The organism is Acinetobacter sp. YH1901134 (assembly GCF_013416965.1).
Lineage (GTDB): Bacteria > Pseudomonadota > Gammaproteobacteria > Pseudomonadales > Moraxellaceae > Acinetobacter > Acinetobacter amyesii.
Genome location: NZ_VPEW01000014.1, coordinates 19,908 through 39,508, shown reverse-complemented (window position 1 = coordinate 39,508; position 19,601 = coordinate 19,908). Strand labels below are relative to the sequence as shown.

Below are 19,601 nucleotides of genomic sequence, written 5' to 3'. Positions count from 1 at the left end.
CGGATTGGATTGAACGCTATTAACAAACTTTATAGCAATACTTTGATGGCTTTTCGTCTCCATACCAGTTGGTAATACAGCCCTTGTAAAATACATAAGCTGACAAAAGCCAAAGCATAGGCATACCAAATGCCTTTTAAGCCCCACCATTCACTAAATAGGTAGGCACACGGCACTTCAATGCAAATAATCGCCATAATATTAATAATCATCGGCACGGTCACCGTTCCACTGGCCCGCATAATGGAAGCAAAAATCGCACTGGCACCAAAAAATAAAATCGACCAAAGCACAATGAACAGTAATTCTTGACCGAGAACCACAACTTCAGGATCTGTAATAAACAGCGCCATTAAATATTTAGAGAACAAATAGCCCAATGCCACCAAGATACCAGTAATAATGAAATTCATGCCGATGGCCGTACGTTTCACACGATTAATTAATTCAGAATGACCTGAACCGATGGCTTGTGCTGCAAAAATAGAAGCCGCAATCGCGATGGACAAGGCCGGGAATTGGATATAGTTCAAAACCTGATTGACCGCGCCATATGCAGCAGTAGCATCAGCACCATGGCGGTTCACTAAACCGACAATCACGAGACCGGCCACAGAGGTCGTGACCATCTGAATACCTGTAGGAATGCCTAGTTTTAAGATAATTTTGCTGAGATCATGTTGATGGCGAATATGACGAATCAACTCGAAGTCGAGTTTGAGCGGATGATCTTTCTTTTTTAAGTAGAAATATAAAAACACCAAGGCAATTAAAAAGCCGATATGACTGGCAATGGCAGGGGCAATAATGCCTAAACTTGGAAATCCAAATTTTCCGGCAATCAGCACGGGTGTAATGATCAGCCCTGAACCAATGGTCATACCTGACGCAATCAGCGGTGTTGTACTGTCACCGACCCCACGCAAAATCGAGGTGTAAATAATATAAATAAAGAGCAGTGGACTACCCGCAAGCATCCATTGCACATAAGGCAAAGATAAATGCATCACGTCAGGGGCTGTGCCTAAGGCTAATAAAATGGGCTTGGCAAATATCACCCCTAAAAAGGCAATAATGCTGCCACCAATCAAGGTCATAAAAAGGGTGGAACCCACCACAGTACGGACTTTTTCAAGATTCTGCGCGCCCCAAGCTTGCCCCACCAACACGGTTGCACCTGCCGAGAGCCCGATCACAAAAGCCATTAAACAGAACAAGATCGGGAAAAATACCGCAACCGCTGCAATGGCATGCACCCCAAGCATCTGACCGACAAAAACGGTGTTAATGGTCCCAGATAAATTCTGCAAAATATTGGTGGCGATCAAAGGCACCAGAAAAACTAAAAACGTTTTCCATAAATTTTGCTGAGTAACGAGGGACTGTTGTTTTGACATACTCAGGTCCTAGACGCGGCTTTTTATGATTTTAAGTTACTGATAACATTATCATGTTTGCATTCAAAAAAGCCTTAGTTTTTGAGTAACCAAGGCTTCATTATTTCTACATGTCTGTTTTAAAAAAACGTTTGGGCAGATATTGCTTTAAACCGCGGAGAGGATCTCTGCAGCTTGATCTAAGGTGGCATCTTGTTTGGCAAAACAGAAACGTAATAAGCGTAAATTTTCCGGAGGTTTTTGATAGAACACCGAGACTGGAATCGCCACGATTTTATGCTGTTCTGCCAACAACTGACACATTTCCACATCGCTTAAATCTGGGCGTATGGCACTGTAATCAAGGTTTTGGAAATAGGTACCTGCCGATGGAATCAACTCAAATCTAGAGTGGCTTAAGCCCGCATTGAACCGGTCACGCTTGGCTTGGTAAAAATCGGCCAATTCAGCAATGTGCTCAGGATGTTCTGCCATAAAGTTAGCCAATGCCATTTGTACAGGTGTAACACCGCAGAAATTGGCAAATTGATAGATTTGGCGAAACACTTGCATCAAGGCTGGCGCTGCAATGCAATAACCGGTTTTCCAACCTGTGACGTGAAAGGTTTTACCAAATGAGCCCACGACAAAACTGCGTTCACGCAGCTCAGGAAATGACAAAGCAGATAGATGCTGACGACCATCAAAAATTAAATGCTCATAGACCTCATCCGACAGCACAATAATATTTTTATCTCGAATCAGTTCAATCAAGTTGAGCCAGTCCTCACGATCCCAAATAGCACCTGTTGGATTATGCGGGGTATTGACAATAATCATCCGGGTTTTATGGTTAATTGCAGCGGCAACACGATTCCAATCCACAGTAAAATGGGGCGTCTCTAAGGCAATGTGAATGGGATGAGCCCCAACCAATTTTACACTGGGCGCATAACTGTCATAGCTCGGATCAAAAATAATCACTTCATCATCCGCATGAACCACGGCTTGAATGGCACTAAAAATACCAATGGTTGCACCCGGGGTAATGGTCACTTCGGTGTGAGGGTCAATATTTAATTGGTCTCGATGGGCAAACAGTTGGACCAATTGTTCACGCAAATGTATCAGTCCATCGCCGGGTGCATATTGGTTAAAACCTTGTTGCGTCGCATCACTTAGCGCATTTAACAGCGCTGGAGGTGCAGGAAAATCAGGAAAACCTTGAGATAAATTCAGTGCATTTAGACGCTGCGCCATTGCGCTCATGACGCTAAAAATAGTCACACCTTGTGCAGGCAGTTTGGATTCAATTGTGATCATGGAGCTTAAAATTTTTAATAAGTTGCATTTTGAGTGTAGCAGCATCTCAGCGGCTGCGAAAAATTAGATCGGTAAAAATGATCCACTATTGACATTCCTATTCACTTGAATCCTAAAGTGTTGCAAAAGCCAAAAAGAAGAATTCAACAAATTATTTGCAAAATAGGGTAGACGAAAAAATAAACATTTCCTAAAATGCCGTCATTAAAAAAATTAAATACATAATAACAATGCTTAAAAATATTCACGCCATGGTGGAAAACTTTGGCTTTAGCGTACAGAAACGTGCGCTACACATTCATTTTTCAAATGAATCATTAAACACAGAAGTTTTTATTCAACGGATTGAAGGTCAACACCGTATCAATCAAGGCTTTCGTGCGGAAATTATTTGTCTATCGACCAATGCTCATCTGGCTTTAAAGCAGTTTATCGGTGGCCGAGTGGCTGTCGATCAAGTGACAGATTTGGGACAACTCAGTCGCCTAACTGGTGTGATTACAGGTGCAAGCCAAGGTCAAAGTGATGGTGCATTGACCGTTTATAAACTGGTGATTGAGGATGCCACAGCACTCTGGCATAAGCGTCGTAACAGCCGTGTCTTTATGAATAAGTCGGTGCGTGAAATTACCGAAGTGCTATTTACTGAGTGGCAGCAAAAAAGCACATTATTTGCCGCGAGCTTGAGCCTCAACATGGATGGATTGACTCGAAACTATGATGTTCGACCATTTACTATGCAAGCCAATGAGAGTGACTACGAATTTCTGACTCGACTGTGGCGTAGTGAAGGGATCAATTGGTTAATTGATGAAGCGGAGTTATTTGTCGCATTTTCGGCTGCACCGATGCAAGCACAGCGGCTGCGTTTAATTGATACGAATCAGGCTTATAGTGCTTTAGAGCGGAAAAAAATTCGCTTTCATCGGAGTCATGCCACGGAACGTTTAGACACGATCACCAGTTTTGTGGCAGAACGCTTTTTACAATCGACCACGATTCAAACGCAGCGTTGGCAAGCTCAACATTTGGCACAAGACCAAAGTAATCCGCTCTTAAGCGCCCATGCACAGAGTGAGCAACAGCACAATGAAACCTTAAGTTTAGAGCAGGCTTGGACCGTAAGTTCGGCTTGGACAACTGACCTTAAAGGTGCAGATCAGGCGACCACTTCAAATACACAGCAATTGGATCAGTTGAATCGGCAACTCAATCAATATCAGGAATTACAAGCCAAATATTTTACCGCCAGCAGTAGCGTAAGGGATGCACGAGTTGGGTATTGGTTTGAATTAGAAAATCATCCTGAAATCGATCAACATCAAACGACAGATCGTGAATTTCTCATATTGGGCAAAGCATTTTATAACCAGAATAATTTACCCAAAGATATTTTGGTTCAATTAGAGAAGTTACTTGCGGCGAGCCGTTGGCTATCTTTAGGGGATGAACGGCAGGCCAATGAGCTGTATGTAGTCCGTCGGCAAATTTCTGTGGTGCCTGAATATGACCCTTTATTACACCGGCCACCTGCGTTTCCACAGCGGGCTAAAGTGGTCGGTCCAGAAGGTGAAAGTATTTATGTCGATGCTTGGGGGCGTATCAAAGTTCGGTTTACGTTCACCCGCAGCGATGACCATAGTCATGATGGTGGAGCAGGGAGTAATGATAATGACAGTGACTCGGCTTGGGTCGAGGTACTGACTCCATGGGCGGGAGAAGGTTATGGCGCACGTTTCCATCCTCGTATTGGTGAGATCGTGGTCATCGACTTTTTTGAGGGAGATGTGGATCGTCCCTTTGTAGTAGGACGTATACATGAGGCTGAGCGATCTCAGACCATGTTTGACCTCAAAGGTCAGCTTCCTGAAACCAAAAAACTCAGTGGTATCCGCTCGCAAGAAGTTGCAGGAGCAGGCTTTAACCAACTGCGCTTTGATGACACGACGGGGCAGATCAGTACCCAATTACAAAGTAGTCATGCGGCGACACAGCTGAATTTAGGTAATCTCAGCCATCCTAAAGAACAAGACAGTAGCCATGGCCGTGGTGAGGGGTTTGAGCTGCGAACGGATGCGTGGGGGGCAATGCGTGCAGGTAAAGGTTTACTCATTAGTACCTATGCGCAGGATAAAGCAGTTGCCGATCATCTTGCTGCTGCTGAAGCTCAGTCTCTTTTAAATCAAGGGCATCAGAGCATGAATATGCTGAGTGGCTTAGCCGTAAAACAGCAGAGCGATGCATTAAATGTGATTAATCGTTTGCCGAAGTTAATAAACTCTTTAGAAATCAAAAGTACTGCCGAAGGTGTGAAAGCGACTTTAAATTTGTTCAAGGAGGAGCTAAGTCGAGACCCATTGGCAGCGTTAAAAAACTGCAAAAGTTTTGTCAAAGAAATGGGCTCAATCGCACATGATGTCAAAAGTACAGTAAAAGAATTTAAAGCATTTTTTAATGATGCCGAAGATGCCTTTGATAACTTAAAGTCTGTCATAGATCATATTGAAGAAAATGGTAAGGATGTGATTCAAGGGCGGGTTGCAAGTCTGAAAAGCAACCTAAAAGAAGATCCATTAAAAGCATTAAAAGATGTGGGCAAATTGATCGAAGACATCAAATTTAACCCTGATGATTTATTGAATAATGGTGGTTTTGGTTTGCCACCAGCGATGACACCCATAAAAGCATTAGAAAAAGTACAAGGCTTTATGGAAGGCTATGCGCAAGGTTTAGAAAAATCCAATACAGCGGCAAAACAAGAACAAGGCAAATTATTCCGCCAAGCACTGATGTTACTTGCATCACCTAATGGTATTGCACTCACTACACCGGAAGATATTGTATTACAAGCCTCACAGGATATTGCAGAAAGTGCACAAGGTTCGATTAATTTCAGTGCTCAAAAGAATATTGTTGGTCATGCACAAGACAAAATCAGTTTGTTTGCGGCTCAAAAGGGCCTGAGTGCTTATGCCGCAAAAGGGAAAGTTGAATTACAAGCCCAAGATGATGCTATTGAAGCAATTGCACGAAAGGTGATTAAGCTCATTTCAACGGAAGATAAAATTGAAATTACCAGTCCTAAAGAAATCGTGCTGACCGCAGGCGGTTCACAACTCAAAATTAATGGCAGTGGAATATTTACCACGACAGGTGGCAAGTTTGAGAGTAAGGCGGGGCAGCATTTGTTTACTCTAGGAGAGAAAGTAAACTTAAACAATCTGGAATTACCAAAATTGGATAAAAGTAAATACAGTATTAGATTTGCTCCTTATGGTAGTGATATGAATTTCGATTTAATGGGATTAATTGATCAAAAATACAAAATAATTAATAAAAATAATGGAAAAGAATTATTTGCAGGAATTATTTCTGGATCAAAATTGCCAAGAATTTATAGTGATAGTGCTGATGAAGTTGAATTAATTATTGGTGAAGAAAACTGGAAAATTGATGTCGAGAAAATAACCTCTATTGATAGTTCGATTAGCGATAATGAAGCTGGAATTAATTTATTTCCAAAAATTAATGATTCTCAAGATAGCAATGTTTTCATTGAATCTGAAATGATTGAACTAATAATTAATAATAAGCAGGTTTAATATGTCAAAATTTATAAAAGCATCTCATGATAAGAATACATTGACGGTTCAATATCTAAGTGATAATGGGAATGTATTGCTAAGAAGTGGTGGAACAATCGCATGGCGGTTTAATAATCCTGGAAATATGAGACCAAAATCTAGTGGGCAATATCCAGGACAAATTGGAATTGGTGATACTAAAAGTGGAAAATTTGTAATTTTTGACAGTTATATTGCTGGAAGAAATGAGAAAAAAGCATTGTTAAGAAGAAAATATAATGAATACTCTTTAAAAGAAGCAATATATATTTATGCTCCTCCAAATGAAAATAATACGGAAGCATATATAGAATTTCTTGTAAAAAAAACATCTATTCAACGGAGTACGAAGCTTTCAAGCTTAAACGATACTTTGCTTGAGAAGCTAATGGATGCCATGCAAGAGAAAGAGGGATTTAATGGTAATTTAAATACTAGGAAAGAAAATTGGGTTTATACAACTGCTGTTAGTGTTTCAGATGGCTCGAAGCCATTAAGTGATCAAAAAATAACAGCAACAATAAATGGTCAAAAAAAAGAGTTAAGTACAAATAGTAATGGAACTTTACCCCTCCTACCTCATTCTAAGTCTGGAGAGATAATCACTTTTTCGTCTATAATGGATGGTGTGGAAAAAGTTATTGGTGAGGTTGTAACTTCATTAGAGTCACAAGCTGTTCATTTAATTAACAATACAATAAAATATTCAGCTGAATTAATGCCTCAAAATGGGATATTAAAGACAGATAATAAAAAATTCGAATATAAAGTCGTCAGTGGAGATAATTTAAGTAAAATTTCAAAAAGATTTCGTGTTACTGCACATCAAATTCAAGAATGGAATTACTTAGAAAATCCAAATCAGATTTTTACTGGTCAAATATTAACTATTGGTGGATATGCAGGTAAGAACTCGTTAGCAGATTCAAAATCACAATTTGAAACATATAAAATTAAACCTAATGATTCAGTTTTTAAAATATGTAAACAATTTAAAATTTCTGAAAATGAATTTTTACAGTTAAACCCTCAAATTAAAGATAGAAGCCTCATAAAAGTAGGTGACAATGTAAAAGTTCCTAATAAGAACACATCCAGTGTTTCTCAGTTTGGTAATAACACTAAGGAGTCTTCAAGTAATTCACTGGCTACATCAATAATGAATCAAGCTGAAAATTTATTCACTAATACAAATGGTCAGGTTGATAATGCAAGAAGTAAAGAAGGCACGGGCGAAGGCCTGGCTATTATTCCCTTAAATAACAAAGAAGCTCCATGGATGGCAATAGTATTGCGAGAATTAAAGCAATGGTATGGTAAAAAGGAAGGAGTTATAACTAAAACAGATAACTATCATAAATTAGTTGGTTGGGGTGGGATTAAGACACTTGTGGGAACAGATCAAGCGTGGTGTGCATCATTTGCAAATTACTGTCTCCAAGAAGCTAAATATACTAAGTCAAAAGATACAGTAAGTGCCTTAAGCTTCAGACGGGATACTCAAAATTTTGTAAAAATTGACAAACCTATTTTTGGTGCATTAGCAACGATACCTACCTTTGAAGGTGCTTCATCGGAGGCTACTAGTGGTACTGGGCATGTTGCTTTTGTTTATAGTTTAGATAAAACAGATGGTAGATTTCTTATGATAGGGGGTAATCAAGATGATCAGATTACTATTGTTGATAGAAAAATTTCATCTTTTCGATTCTATGTGCCAAAAGCCTATCATGAATATGCAAAGACACAAAAATTGGAGAAAAAAATAACTGTAGATGAAGTATATATGTTACTAGGCTTAAAAACTGTTAAAACCGGAAGCGGGACAAGATAAGTATGATATTTATAATTTCTAAAATCAGAATTTTAGTTATTGGTCTTGTAATATTTGTTCTGGCTTGTTCAGCGGAATCCAATGGTACAAATGATGATAAACGTCTGATACAAAGCAAAAAAGATAGTACTTATAAAGATAGCAAAATTAGTCTTTATATGGCAGATGCTGAGGATAGCGGACAGGTTACCGTAGATAAGAAAAATGCAAAATATTTTAGAAAAATTTTAAAAAATGAATCTGATAAACGCTATTTAGTTCAAGATTTTTATATATCGGGGCATAAACTATCAAGCCCTTATTGGCTTGTTAATGGTCAAAAAGATTATGTGTTCAATGAAAGTAAGCATAATGGTTATTATCCTAGAGAAGGTGAGCGTACCTTATGGTATGAATCAGGTAGCAAAATGGCTGTTACTAATTATAGAAATAATATTGAAAATGGCTTATGGGAATCATGGTATGAAAATGGTATTTTGAAAGAGCAAATGATATACAAAAATGGTGAGTTGGATGGGTTCGTCAAAAATTGGAACGGCGATGGAATATTAGTAGGGGAATGTTTCTATGTTTTAGGGGAAGAAAATGGTCGATGTTATGAAAAATATACAATTAATCCTGATATTTTTATTTATGATGGTCAATACAAAAACGGTCAAAAAATTGGTTTGTGGAATGAGTGGGATTCAACGGGAAATTTAATAAATTCTGAGAAATTTAACTGAGAAGTATCTTATGATAAAATTAATTTTGTTCATTATGTTATTGTTTAGTTTTCAAGCTAATGCGGCATCAAAATATGAATTTCATGGGGAAATTAAATTAACTAGCAGCGTCGATGAAAATAATAAAAGATATAAATATGATATTATCAGCTTAAGTAAGCCTGAGAATGTTTATATTTATAGTGAAGATGAGAGTTTTCATAATGTAAATAAAATACAATTAAATTACATGGGAAATAAATTAAAAATTAAATATGACAAGCCTGCCACTGTTTATTGTAAAAATGTTTATTCAGCTGATTCCATGTATCATTTTACTGATGTCATATGTATTGTTGGGAAGATTAAGTATAAATAAGCCGACTCTCGTCGGCTTTATTTATTTAACCTTCAAGCACTTCTTCCAACAACTCTTCACTCGGCGCAAAGTAATACGCTCCGTCCATTGGCGTTACAAAATGTAGTAAGCGGTCGTGAATGCCGTCACCGCTAGTACCGAACATGCGAACCAGCATGCTGTCGATAATACTGAGGTCATTGGTATAAGCAATAAAGAACAAACCTTGGTCACCGCGGCCATCGCCATAAGGCAATGAATGACGCAAAATTGCTAGTTCTTCACCCTCACCATCTTCAACAACAGTACGTGATATATGTGAGTTTTCAGGTTGTTCGTCTTCATCCAACTCAATCGATTCAAGTTTGGTACGCCCAATGACATGTTCCTGAGCATCTACCTTTAACTTTTTCCATTTATCTAAGTTATGTGCATAACGCTGTGCAAAGACAAAAGAACCATCAGCAAAAATACCCGCATCTTCTGCTAATAATGCTGTTTCAGCACGGTCATCTGGAAATTGAGGGTTTTCAGTACCATCAATAAAGCCAGTTAAGTCACGGCCATCGAAATTACGGAAGCAAACACGCTCATCTAAAACCTCAACTTTATCTTGAATGCCATCAAAGAAAGCTTGGCTTAAAGCAAAGCAAATATCTGTACGCTGTGCCGCAATGTGAATCAGCACATCTGCTGGCACTACAGGCATGTTAAATGAACCTTGAATTGGATCAAGTTGTTTAAAGCCTGCCGGAGCTTGACTGTAAAGTTGCGCCCAAAGTTCTGGTCCAAAAGCCACAGCCGTTTTAATCTGTGCATTAGGATGTTGGGTAATCAGACGATCACGAGTGTTAAATAAGTCTTCAAGTTGTTCTTTTAATTCGCTAATCGTTAAATCTTTTAAACGTAAAACAATAAAACGAGCATGATCTGAGGGTAATGGCAAAATTACAGATTGAGCAGACATTCATGGCTCCTAAAAATTATAATTTCTGAGTGGCTGTGTATATTGTGCCTTAAGCAGCGCTGAGAGTGTAGCCTTCATTTGGCCTTTTAGCGTGCATTATTGTCATGAAAATAGAGTAAATGTCATATAATACAGACCCATTTCAAACTTGAGCTAATGATGTCCTATCAAATCTGGATTGCATACATGTTGGCATGTTGGGTAATTAGTGTTTCCCCAGGTGCAGGTGCAATTGCGTCTATGTCGAGTGGTTTGAATTATGGGTTTAAGCATGGGTATTGGAATGCAATCGGCCTGCAATTGGCACTTTTGGTTCAGATCGCCATTGTTGCAGCTGGGGCAGGGGTCTTATTTGCGACGACACCATGGGCTTTTCTGATCGTGAAATGGTTTGGAGTGGTCTATTTATTGTATTTGGCTTATTTACAGTGGACAGCGCCAACTGAGTCAATTGAAATCCAACAAGATTTATCAAATAAATCACGTTCAAAATTAATTTTACATGGCTTTTTGGTCAATATGAGCAACCCTAAAGCGATTGTATTTTTGTTGGCAGTTTTGCCGCAGTTTTTAGATTTATCCAAACCCCAATGGATTCAATATGTCATTATGGCTGCAACGATGATTAGCATCGATCTGATTGTCATGGCGGGGTATACTGGTCTCGCTGCAAAAGTGCTGCGGTTATTAAAATCACCTAAACAACAAAAATATTTGAATCGAACCTTTGCGGTATTATTTGCTTGTGCTGCGAGTTTATTGAGTTTGGTGCATCAATAAATCCAGTTAGATGATTCTGAGCATCGTATTTGACGTGCAAAAAAAGCCATGCAACTGCATGGCTTTTTTTTGATATGTCGCGAATTGAGCAATGAACGTTGCTACTTAAGCCACTTTCTTAAATTTTTGCATAATAAAAATCAGGGCAAAGAGCAGCGCCATGGTTAATACAATAGTCAGTCCTGTAGAGGTGTTTAAACCAGCACTTGACCATAACCCCACGGTCACACCGACTTGGGCAATGATGAAAGACCACAGCACCATTTGTTTCGGGGAATTTGCCAATAAACGAGCGGTTAATGCAGGAATCACTAACAATGCACCCATCAGCAATGAGCCGACAGCACGTAAAGCCAATACGGTAAATAATGCCAGTAATAACATAAAAATCAGACGTTGCCATTTAGCGCTGACACCTTCACTGACCGCAATATCGGGGTCAATGGCAATCTGAATCTGCGATTGCCAACTTTTATACAGCACGGTCAGTGCCACAATGATCACTATTGCAAAGACAGGCAAATCTGACCAAGAAATGGTGAGTAAATCACCAAATAAATAGCTGAGTAATTCAGGTCTTAAGCTGGGCAAATGTTGTATGAAGAGTAAGCCAGAGCACAGGAGTGTTGCTGAACATAGCGCGAGCAAAGCGTCATTGGGCAAGCGAGGGTCGTGTAACACCCATAAGATTGCAACCAATAAGAGCGCAATCAATGTAACGCCTGTCCAAAGCGGTAGACTCATCGCACCGGCAATGGCGACACCGAGTAAAGTGCCATGTGCCATGGTGTCCGCAAAAAATGACATGCGACGCCATAACATTAAACAGCCAAGCGGCGCAGTCAGGAACACCAGCAAAGTGCCCATGATCCATGCTGGCAAAAGGAGTTGTAGCCATTCCATCATGGATTATGCTTCCGGTTCAGGGTGAATATGGGGACGAGAGTCATGCTGGCAAGGCGTTGCACTATCGCCATGTGCACAGTGATCATGATGGTGTTGATAGAACACACGATTTGTTCCAAAGATCGCTTGATATTCAGGATGTTGCTGTACATTTTCAGGCAAGCCACTGCAACAAATATGTTTGTTCAGGCAAACCACACGGTGCGTGCCTTGCATGACCCACTGTAAATCATGAGAAACCATCAAAACTGCACAGCCATATTTTTCTGGCAAGCTACGCACGTAGTCATACAGTTCTGCTTCAGACTGGATATCCAAGCCTTGCATAGGTTCATCCAGAACCAATACATTCGGTTGACGCAATAAAGCCCGTGCAATCAGAACGCGTTGACGTTCTCCGCCCGACAATTGCTGAACTTTAGATTGTTGCAACTTGGCAATGCCTGTATCACGAATTATTTCTTGCTTGATATTGGCATCACATTTTTCTAGTGCCAATAAATCACACACACGTAGCGGTAAGCTGTGTGATGGATTAAATTTTTGTGGCACATACGAAAATTTTAATTTTTGTGTGCTGATCACTTTACCAGATACAGGTTTTACAATACCCAACAACACTTTGATGAGCGTGGATTTGCCTGCACCATTGGGACCAATCAAGGTGACAATTTCTTTTTCGTGTAAGACGAAATCTACATTTTTTAAAATGTCACGTTCATCGATTCGGACATGAACATGCTCTAAAGCCACAATGGGCTTTACATTTAGTGTTTGCTGCGGCACTGCTGACAGATCCCTGAAATTTCAATAATACTGTGATGTGCAGTAAAGCCATCGGATGCAGATAATTCATCGAGTTGCGCCATCAAGCCTTGAGCAGATGCTTCTTTGACTATTTTACAATCGGTGCAAATCAGAAATGCAGCTTGATGTCCTTCGCGCGGATGACAACATGGGATGTAAGCATTAATCGACGTTAGACGATGAATCAAACCTTTTTCAAGCAGAAAATCCAGCGTACGATACACTGTCGGTGGCGCTGCAGGTCGGTCAGACTCACTTTTGATTTTAGCCAAAAGGTCATAAGCGCCCATTGGCCCTGTTGCATTTAAGATCAGTTCCAATACTTCTTTACGCAAGGGCGTAAGTCGAGCACCCGTCGCACTACAGAGACTCTCAGCTTCAGCAAGGCGCTGTTCGACATTATGATGATCGTGTACACCATGCAAAGCATTATGATGTTCGTGTGAACATGCGCTCATAGCCAACCTCGAGTACGAAACTGTATAAAGAAAAAGACTTTAAATCTTAACATGAAGCGTAAGGACTTACGAACAGACGTAGGTTTTTTTACGATTTTGTTATATTATAACACTATTCATTTTATGGTGCTCTCTCCCCATGTCCCGTGTAATTCTTTTTTGTAGTTTGGCTTTATTTAGTGTGATGAGCTGGGCGCAAGGCCTCGTTGTTTCTACACAACCGATTTATCTAATCGCGAAGGATGTACTCAAGGGTGTAGAGCAGCCAAAACTATTGCTTGACCATCAATCTGGACATGATGTGAGTTTGACGCCTGCGCACCGTAAAACCGTGCAAGATGCCAATCTCGTTTTATGGTTAGGCCATGCACACGAAGCACCTTTAGCAAAAATGTTAGGTGAAAGTGGCAAAAGTATCGCTATTTTAGACTCAGGCATTATCAGTGCTTTGCCATTACGGGATGTTCGTGGCAATGCATTAAAAGGCACAATCGATACGCATGTCTGGCTTGAACCTAACAATGCAGTTCGAATCGGCTTTTTTATTGCTGCTTTACGTTCACAACAGTTTCCAGAACATCGTGAAAAATATTGGGCTAATGCGCGTGCATTTGCGCAGAAACTCTTGATCACAGCCCAAAAAACAGATGTGTCGAGCCGTGCTCAGCCTTACTGGTCCTACCACGATGCCTATCAATATCTTGAGCGATCACTGAATTTGAAATTTACCGGTGCGTTGACAGATGATCCACATGTCGCGCCGACATTGGCACAAATCAAATACTTGAAAGACCACCGCGTGCAGCCAAAAATATGCTTACTTGCAGAAGCACATGCCAGCCAAAATCAGTATCAAAAGCTCGGTGGCATTGTCTTTCAGCCGGTGGACGAAACCATGAGTGGGGCAGGGGATTTTGTAACAGCATGGAAGATGTTGGCTGATAAAACCCTTAAGTGCACACTAAATGCGCGAAAGTAATGTAAAAAACAAACAACTATTGATTAGTTTGAAAGCAGTTTACCAATTTAAAAAAACACGACTAAGGTCGGGAAAAGATTGCAAGTTAAGGGGTGTAACTCTATAATGCCTGCGATTAAAAATAATCATCAGTTAAACTTGTCAAGCAGAATTGCTGTGAGTGAACAAAAATGAGTCGAACTAGTCGCATGATTGATCGACGATTAGCGAAAGCTTTAGTCATCTTACAAGCAGTAATGATTCCTGTTTCAGCCCTGATTGGTTGGGTCCTTAAAGACACAATCACAGCATATAGTGCAGCTTTGGGTGCGTTGGTATGCTGGCTAGCAAGTAGCTACTTTTCATGGCAGTCGTTTCGTGCGGCTGGTGCCCGTGCCTCTAAACAGGTGCTGTCAAACATGTATCGTGGCTTAATGGGCAAGTTTGCAATCGTGATTGTTGGATTCATTTTGATTTTGATCAATGTCAAACCGTTGTCAGCGGTGGCATTGTTTTGTGGTTTTATGCTCGTACAAAGTATGTCGTGGGTCGCTCCTTTTTGGGCAACACGCTTAAAAAAACGAGTATAAACACAACAAAAAATTGAAAAGTTTTTTGGAGAGTAACGAGATATCAGGCAGCACGCGATATTCGTTTTCTCTATTAGTTTTGACATTGACCAGGTGTGATTTATGGCTGCTGAAGAACATGCCCTTACTTCGACCGAGTACATTCAGCATCACTTGACTAACATGACCTATGGCAAAATGCCAGATGGTACTTGGAAGTTAGCTGAGACTGCTAAAGAAGCTCAAGAGATGGGGTTCACTGCTATTCACTTGGATTCAATGGGTTGGTCTATCGGCCTTGGTATTGTTTTCTGTTTGTTGTTCTGGGTTGTAGCGAAAGCTGCAAACTCTGGTGTTCCGACCAAGTTCCAGTCTGCAATCGAAATGATTATCGAGTTCGTTGACTCAAGTGTCCGTGACACTTTCCATGGCAAATCGCGCTTAATCGCGCCGTTAGCGTTGACCATCTTCGTGTGGATTTTCCTCATGAACTTGATGGACTTGATCCCTGTTGACTGGATTCCTTATACAGCTCAATTGATCGGTGCTAACGTGTTTGGTATGGATCCTCACCACGTTTACTTCAAAATCGTTCCATCTACTGATCCTAACATTACCCTTGGTATGGCATTGTCAGTATTTGCGTTGACTATTTTCTATAGTATCCGTGAGAAAGGTCTTGTCGGATTCGGTGCAGAATTTGCACTTAACCCATTTAACCCAAGTAACCCAGTTTTAAAAGCATTACTTATTCCAGTAAACATTATTCTTGAATTAGTAACTTTTATTGCACGTCCAATCTCATTGGCTCTACGACTGTTCGGTAACATGTATGCGGGTGAGTTGATCTTCATCTTGATCGCATTATTGCCGTTCTGGATCCAGTGGGCGTTGTCTGTGCCTTGGGCGATCTTCCATATTCTTGTTATTACGTTACAAGCATTCATTTTCATGATGTTGACTATCGTATATATGAGTATGGCTAGCGAAAAGCATTAATGGTATTGCTCAACTGTCAAAGGGTGGTTGGGCACACAATTTTTTAACTTAATTTGGTATAAACCTAACCTCTGAGGAATTATCATGGAACTCACTTTAGGTCTAGTTGCAATTGCATCTGCTATCTTGATCGCTTTTGGTGCTTTAGGTACTGCGATTGGTTTTGGTCTTCTAGGCGGCCGTTTCTTAGAAGCTGTTGCTCGTCAACCAGAATTGGCTCCACAACTTCAAACTCGTATGTTCTTAATCGCGGGTCTTCTTGATGCTGTGCCTATGATCGGTGTTGGTATTGGCTTGTTCTTCATCTTCGCTAATCCATTTGTAGGTTAATCAGCTTAATTCCTAAATTAAACTATTGAGGAATAGCAATGAATATCAACCTCACATTGATTGGCCAAGCGATTGCTTTTGCGATTTTTGTCGCATTCTGCATGAAATTTGTTTGGCCACCACTAATCAATGCGATTAGTGAGCGTCAGCGTAAAATCGCTGATGGCTTAAACGCTGCTGAAAAAGCGAAAGCTGACCTTGCGGATGCGCAAGCACAAGTGAAAGCTGAATTAGATGCGGCTAAAGCACAAGCGGCTCAATTGATCGAACAAGCGAACCGTCGTGGTGCGCAATTGGTAGAAGAAGCGCGTACTCAAGCTGCGGCTGAAGGTGAGCGTATTCGTCAACAAGCTAAAGAAGCTGTTGATACTGAAATCAATGCTGCTCGCGAAGAATTACGTCAACAAGTTGCTGCTCTTGCAGTTACTGGCGCAGAAAAAATTCTGAACCAGCAAGTTGACGCAGAAGCTCACAATGCCATGCTGACTCAGCTGGCTGCTAAACTTTAAGAGAGGCGGATTATGGCTGAACTCTTGACGTTGGCACGCCCATACGCTAAAGCAGCATTTGCTTACGCTTCTGAGCAAAATGCAACTGACGCTTGGTCAAATGCATTAAACTTGCTCAGTGCTGCGGTGCAAGACGAAGCATTTTCAGCTTATCTAAATCGCCCTGAGCTTACTCCTGCTGAGCAGGTAAGTGTTTTCGCAAAAGTTTTAGGTGAAGACCAGACTGCAGCAGTGTCAAACTTTTTGACATTGCTTGCTGATAATGACCGTCTGGCACTTCTTCCTGAAATTTCAGAAGAATACGAACAGCTCAAATCACAGAATAACAATACTGTGGATGTAGTGATTGAATCTGCATTCCCATTGACTTCTGTACAAGAACAATTACTTGCGCATGCATTAGAGAAAAAATTCGAAGCTGCCGTAAATGTTTCAGTAGAAGTTAACCCAGCGTTAATCGCGGGTGTAGTTATTCGTGCAGGCGACCAAGTGATAGATGATTCTGCGCTTAACAAGCTTGAAAAAATGCGGACTCGTCTTCTTGCTTAACAGCTTGAAGACTGAACTTTAAAAAGATTGAGGTATAGCGCAATGCAACAACTGAATCCATCCGAGATCAGTGCGCTCATTAAACAGCGTATCGGCGATCTGGACACCAGCGCGACCGCTAAGAACGAAGGGACCATTGTTATGGTTTCCGACGGTATTGTGCGCATTCACGGCCTTGCTGATGCAATGTACGGTGAAATGATCGAATTCGACGGCGGCTTATTTGGTATGGCACTGAACCTAGAACAGGATTCAGTGGGTGCCGTTGTCTTAGGTAACTACTTAAGCCTTCAAGAAGGTCAAAAAGCTCGTTGCACAGGTCGTGTATTAGAAGTTCCGGTTGGTCCAGAACTTTTAGGCCGTGTAGTAGATGCTTTGGGTAACCCAATTGATGGTAAAGGCCCTATTGACGCAAAACTTACTGATGCTGTTGAAAAAGTAGCACCAGGCGTAATTTGGCGTCAATCAGTGGATCAACCTGTACAAACTGGTTATAAATCAGTAGATACAATGATCCCTGTTGGTCGTGGTCAACGTGAGTTGATCATCGGTGACCGTCAAACTGGTAAAACAGCTATGGCGATCGATGCGATCATCGCTCAGAAAAACTCTGGCATTAAATGTATATACGTAGCAATTGGTCAAAAACAATCGACTATCGCTAACGTTGTGCGCAAGCTAGAAGAAACTGGCGCTATGGCGTACACAACTGTTGTAGCAGCTGCTGCAGCTGATCCTGCAGCGATGCAGTATCTTGCTCCGTATGCTGGTTGTACAATGGGTGAGTACTTCCGTGACCGCGGTGAAGACGCGCTTATCATTTATGATGACTTGTCTAAACAAGCTGTTGCTTACCGTCAAATTTCATTGCTTCTACGTCGTCCACCAGGTCGTGAAGCATATCCTGGTGACGTATTCTATCTACACTCACGTTTACTTGAACGTGCTTCACGTGTATCTGCTGACTACGTTGAGAAATTCACTAACGGTGAAGTTAAAGGCCAAACTGGTTCATTAACTGCATTACCGATTATTGAAACTCAAGCCGGTGACGTATCTGCATTCGTACCTACAAACGTAATTTCGATTACTGACGGTCAGATCTTCTTAGAAACATCATTATTCAACGCAGGTATTCGTCCTGCTGTGAACGCGGGTATCTCTGTATCACGTGTTGGTGGTTCTGCTCAGACTAAGATCATCAAAAAATTGTCAGGTGGTATCCGTACCGCTCTTGCGCAATACCGTGAATTAGCTGCGTTTGCTCAGTTCGCTTCTGATCTTGACGAAGCAACTCGTAAACAGCTTGAACATGGTCAACGTGTAACTGAGCTTATGAAGCAAAAACAATATGCTCCATACTCAATTGCTGACCAAGCTGTTTCAATTTATGCATCTAACGAAGGCTATATGGCTGACGTAGAAGTGAAGAAAATCGTTGCATTTGATGCTGCGTTGATCTCTTACTTCCGTTCAGAACATGCTGCGTTAATGCAAAAAATTGACGAGACTGGTGCTTACGATAAAGAAATCGAAGCAGCAATCAAAGCAGGTATTGAAAGCTTTAAAGCGACTCAAACTTACTAAGATTCAACGATGTTGAATCTGGTTCTGGTTTGGTTCACGGATCAACCTTCGAAAGCTCGAAAGGGCTTTCGAATACTAGGTTAAGCGTATGGCAAATTTAAAAGAAATTCGCGCCAAAGTAGCTAGTATCAAAAGCACGCAGAAAATTACTCGCGCGATGCAGATGGTAGCAGCTTCTAAGATGCGTCGTGCGCAAGAGCGCATGGCTCAAGGCCGTCCGTATGCCGAAAATATGCACCGTGTAATTGCTCATTTGGTACAAGCGAACCCTGAATACAAACATCGTTATATGGTTGAACGTCCTGTAAAGCGCGTTGGCTATATCATTGTTTCTTCAGATCGCGGCCTTGCTGGTGGTTTGAACATTAACTTGTTCAAAAAAGTGGTCAAACACGTACAACAGCAACAAGAGCAGTCAATTGAAGTTCAATTTGCTTTAATTGGTCAAAAAGCGGTTTCGTTTTTTAAAAACTACGGCGGTAAAGTTCTTGGTGCAACTACAAACGTAGGTGATGCTCCGAGTCTTGAACAGTTAACTGGTTCTGTACAGGTGATGTTAGACGCGTTTGATAAAGGCGAGTTAGATCGTATTTATCTAGTGTCAAACGGCTTTGTCAACGCCATGACTCAAAACCAAAAAATCGAACAGCTTGTTCCTTTAGCGGCTGCTGAGGAAAGCGAAGGCCTAAATCGTCAATACGGTTGGGACTATATCTATGAACCAGAAGCTGAAGAGCTTCTAAATGGTTTATTGGTTCGTTACATTGAGTCTATGGTTTATCAAGGTGTGATTGAAAACATCGCATGTGAACAGTCTGCTCGTATGGTTGCAATGAAAGCTGCAACGGATAACGCGGGTGAATTGATCAAGAGCCTACAACTTATTTATAACAAGCTGCGTCAAGCCGCGATTACTCAGGAAATCTCTGAGATCGTTGGTGGTGCCGCTGCCGTTTAACATTAT

General features: G+C 40.9%; 19 protein-coding genes. 13 read left to right on the top strand and 6 right to left on the bottom strand.

Annotated features, from left to right (window positions below; all coding sequences use genetic code 11):
* Positions 1–29: 29 nt before the first annotated feature.
* Entirely contained in the window at positions 30–1,397 is a 1,368-nt protein-coding gene (locus tag FTV50_RS13455) for an MATE family efflux transporter (RefSeq protein ID WP_180003516.1), read from the bottom strand.
* 147 nt (positions 1,398–1,544) lie between these two features.
* On the bottom strand, positions 1,545–2,699 hold the full coding sequence (locus FTV50_RS13450; RefSeq protein ID WP_180024710.1) for a methionine aminotransferase: 1,155 nt from the start codon (positions 2,697–2,699) through the stop codon (positions 1,545–1,547).
* Between the two features lie 230 nt (positions 2,700–2,929).
* Between FTV50_RS13450 and FTV50_RS13445 the strand changes: the two genes are divergently transcribed.
* The 4 genes from FTV50_RS13445 to FTV50_RS13430 are packed head-to-tail and all read left to right on the top strand — an operon-like array spanning position 2,930 to position 9,239.
* Positions 2,930–6,301 (top strand): type VI secretion system Vgr family protein, encoded by a 3,372-nt coding sequence (locus FTV50_RS13445; RefSeq protein ID WP_180024709.1) that lies wholly within the window; start codon positions 2,930–2,932, stop codon positions 6,299–6,301.
* Between the two features lies 1 nt (position 6,302).
* On the top strand, positions 6,303–8,156 hold the full coding sequence (locus tag FTV50_RS13440) for a TIGR02594 family protein (protein WP_180024708.1): 1,854 nt from the start codon (positions 6,303–6,305) through the stop codon (positions 8,154–8,156).
* 2 nt (positions 8,157–8,158) lie between these two features.
* Positions 8,159–8,881, top strand: coding sequence for a toxin-antitoxin system YwqK family antitoxin (locus FTV50_RS13435; RefSeq protein ID WP_180024707.1), 723 nt, complete (start codon positions 8,159–8,161; stop codon positions 8,879–8,881).
* A gap of 10 nt (positions 8,882–8,891) precedes the next feature.
* Complete coding sequence (locus FTV50_RS13430) at positions 8,892–9,239, top strand: hypothetical protein (RefSeq protein WP_180024706.1); 348 nt, start codon at positions 8,892–8,894, stop codon at positions 9,237–9,239.
* 25 nt (positions 9,240–9,264) lie between these two features.
* Here the strand turns inward: FTV50_RS13430 and FTV50_RS13425 are convergent, their stop codons facing one another.
* Positions 9,265–10,185, bottom strand: a complete 921-nt coding sequence (locus FTV50_RS13425; RefSeq protein WP_180024705.1) for a Dyp-type peroxidase — start codon at positions 10,183–10,185, stop codon at positions 9,265–9,267.
* Between the two features lie 159 nt (positions 10,186–10,344).
* Between FTV50_RS13425 and FTV50_RS13420 the strand changes: the two genes are divergently transcribed.
* Positions 10,345–10,965 (top strand): LysE family transporter, encoded by a 621-nt coding sequence (locus FTV50_RS13420; protein ID WP_180024704.1) that lies wholly within the window; start codon positions 10,345–10,347, stop codon positions 10,963–10,965.
* Between the two features lie 105 nt (positions 10,966–11,070).
* Here the strand turns inward: FTV50_RS13420 and znuB are convergent, their stop codons facing one another.
* From znuB to FTV50_RS13405, 3 genes are read right to left on the bottom strand one after another with little or no spacing between them, the layout of a single operon-like run.
* Positions 11,071–11,871: a zinc ABC transporter permease subunit ZnuB gene (gene znuB, locus FTV50_RS13415; protein ID WP_180024703.1), complete on the bottom strand. Its 801-nt coding sequence runs from the start codon at positions 11,869–11,871 to the stop codon at positions 11,071–11,073.
* A 3-nt stretch (positions 11,872–11,874) separates the two neighbouring features.
* Positions 11,875–12,666 (bottom strand): zinc ABC transporter ATP-binding protein ZnuC, encoded by a 792-nt coding sequence (gene znuC / locus FTV50_RS13410; RefSeq protein ID WP_180024733.1) that lies wholly within the window; start codon positions 12,664–12,666, stop codon positions 11,875–11,877.
* The gene (locus tag FTV50_RS13405) at positions 12,639–13,136 is read right to left on the bottom strand and encodes a transcriptional repressor (protein WP_078191481.1); all 498 of its coding nucleotides are present in this window, start codon (positions 13,134–13,136) and stop codon (positions 12,639–12,641) included. The genes znuC and FTV50_RS13405 overlap by 28 nt, the downstream gene beginning before the upstream one ends.
* 139 nt (positions 13,137–13,275) lie before the next feature.
* On the opposite strand from FTV50_RS13405, the gene FTV50_RS13400 reads away from it, so the two are divergent.
* The 8 genes from FTV50_RS13400 to atpG all read left to right on the top strand — a co-directional run bounded on the left by FTV50_RS13400 (position 13,276) and on the right by atpG (position 19,595).
* Positions 13,276–14,115, top strand: coding sequence for a metal ABC transporter solute-binding protein, Zn/Mn family (locus FTV50_RS13400; RefSeq protein ID WP_180024702.1), 840 nt, complete (start codon positions 13,276–13,278; stop codon positions 14,113–14,115).
* 170 nt (positions 14,116–14,285) lie between these two features.
* The gene (locus FTV50_RS13395) at positions 14,286–14,684 is read left to right on the top strand and encodes an ATP synthase subunit I (protein ID WP_078194025.1); all 399 of its coding nucleotides are present in this window, start codon (positions 14,286–14,288) and stop codon (positions 14,682–14,684) included.
* Between the two features lie 102 nt (positions 14,685–14,786).
* Positions 14,787–15,662, top strand: coding sequence for a F0F1 ATP synthase subunit A (gene atpB, locus FTV50_RS13390; RefSeq protein ID WP_078194024.1), 876 nt, complete (start codon positions 14,787–14,789; stop codon positions 15,660–15,662).
* 84 nt (positions 15,663–15,746) lie between these two features.
* Positions 15,747–15,992 (top strand): F0F1 ATP synthase subunit C, encoded by a 246-nt coding sequence (gene atpE, locus FTV50_RS13385; RefSeq protein ID WP_000424060.1) that lies wholly within the window; start codon positions 15,747–15,749, stop codon positions 15,990–15,992.
* Positions 15,993–16,030: 38 nt separating this feature from the next.
* Positions 16,031–16,501: a F0F1 ATP synthase subunit B gene (locus FTV50_RS13380; RefSeq protein WP_078191477.1), complete on the top strand. Its 471-nt coding sequence runs from the start codon at positions 16,031–16,033 to the stop codon at positions 16,499–16,501.
* 12 nt (positions 16,502–16,513) lie between these two features.
* Positions 16,514–17,050 (top strand): F0F1 ATP synthase subunit delta, encoded by a 537-nt coding sequence (locus FTV50_RS13375; protein ID WP_078191476.1) that lies wholly within the window; start codon positions 16,514–16,516, stop codon positions 17,048–17,050.
* 42 nt (positions 17,051–17,092) lie between these two features.
* Entirely contained in the window at positions 17,093–18,637 is a 1,545-nt protein-coding gene (gene atpA / locus FTV50_RS13370) for a F0F1 ATP synthase subunit alpha (protein ID WP_078194023.1), read from the top strand.
* A gap of 88 nt (positions 18,638–18,725) precedes the next feature.
* On the top strand, positions 18,726–19,595 hold the full coding sequence (atpG, locus tag FTV50_RS13365; protein ID WP_078191474.1) for a F0F1 ATP synthase subunit gamma: 870 nt from the start codon (positions 18,726–18,728) through the stop codon (positions 19,593–19,595).
* The last annotated feature ends 6 nt before the right edge of the window (positions 19,596–19,601 follow it).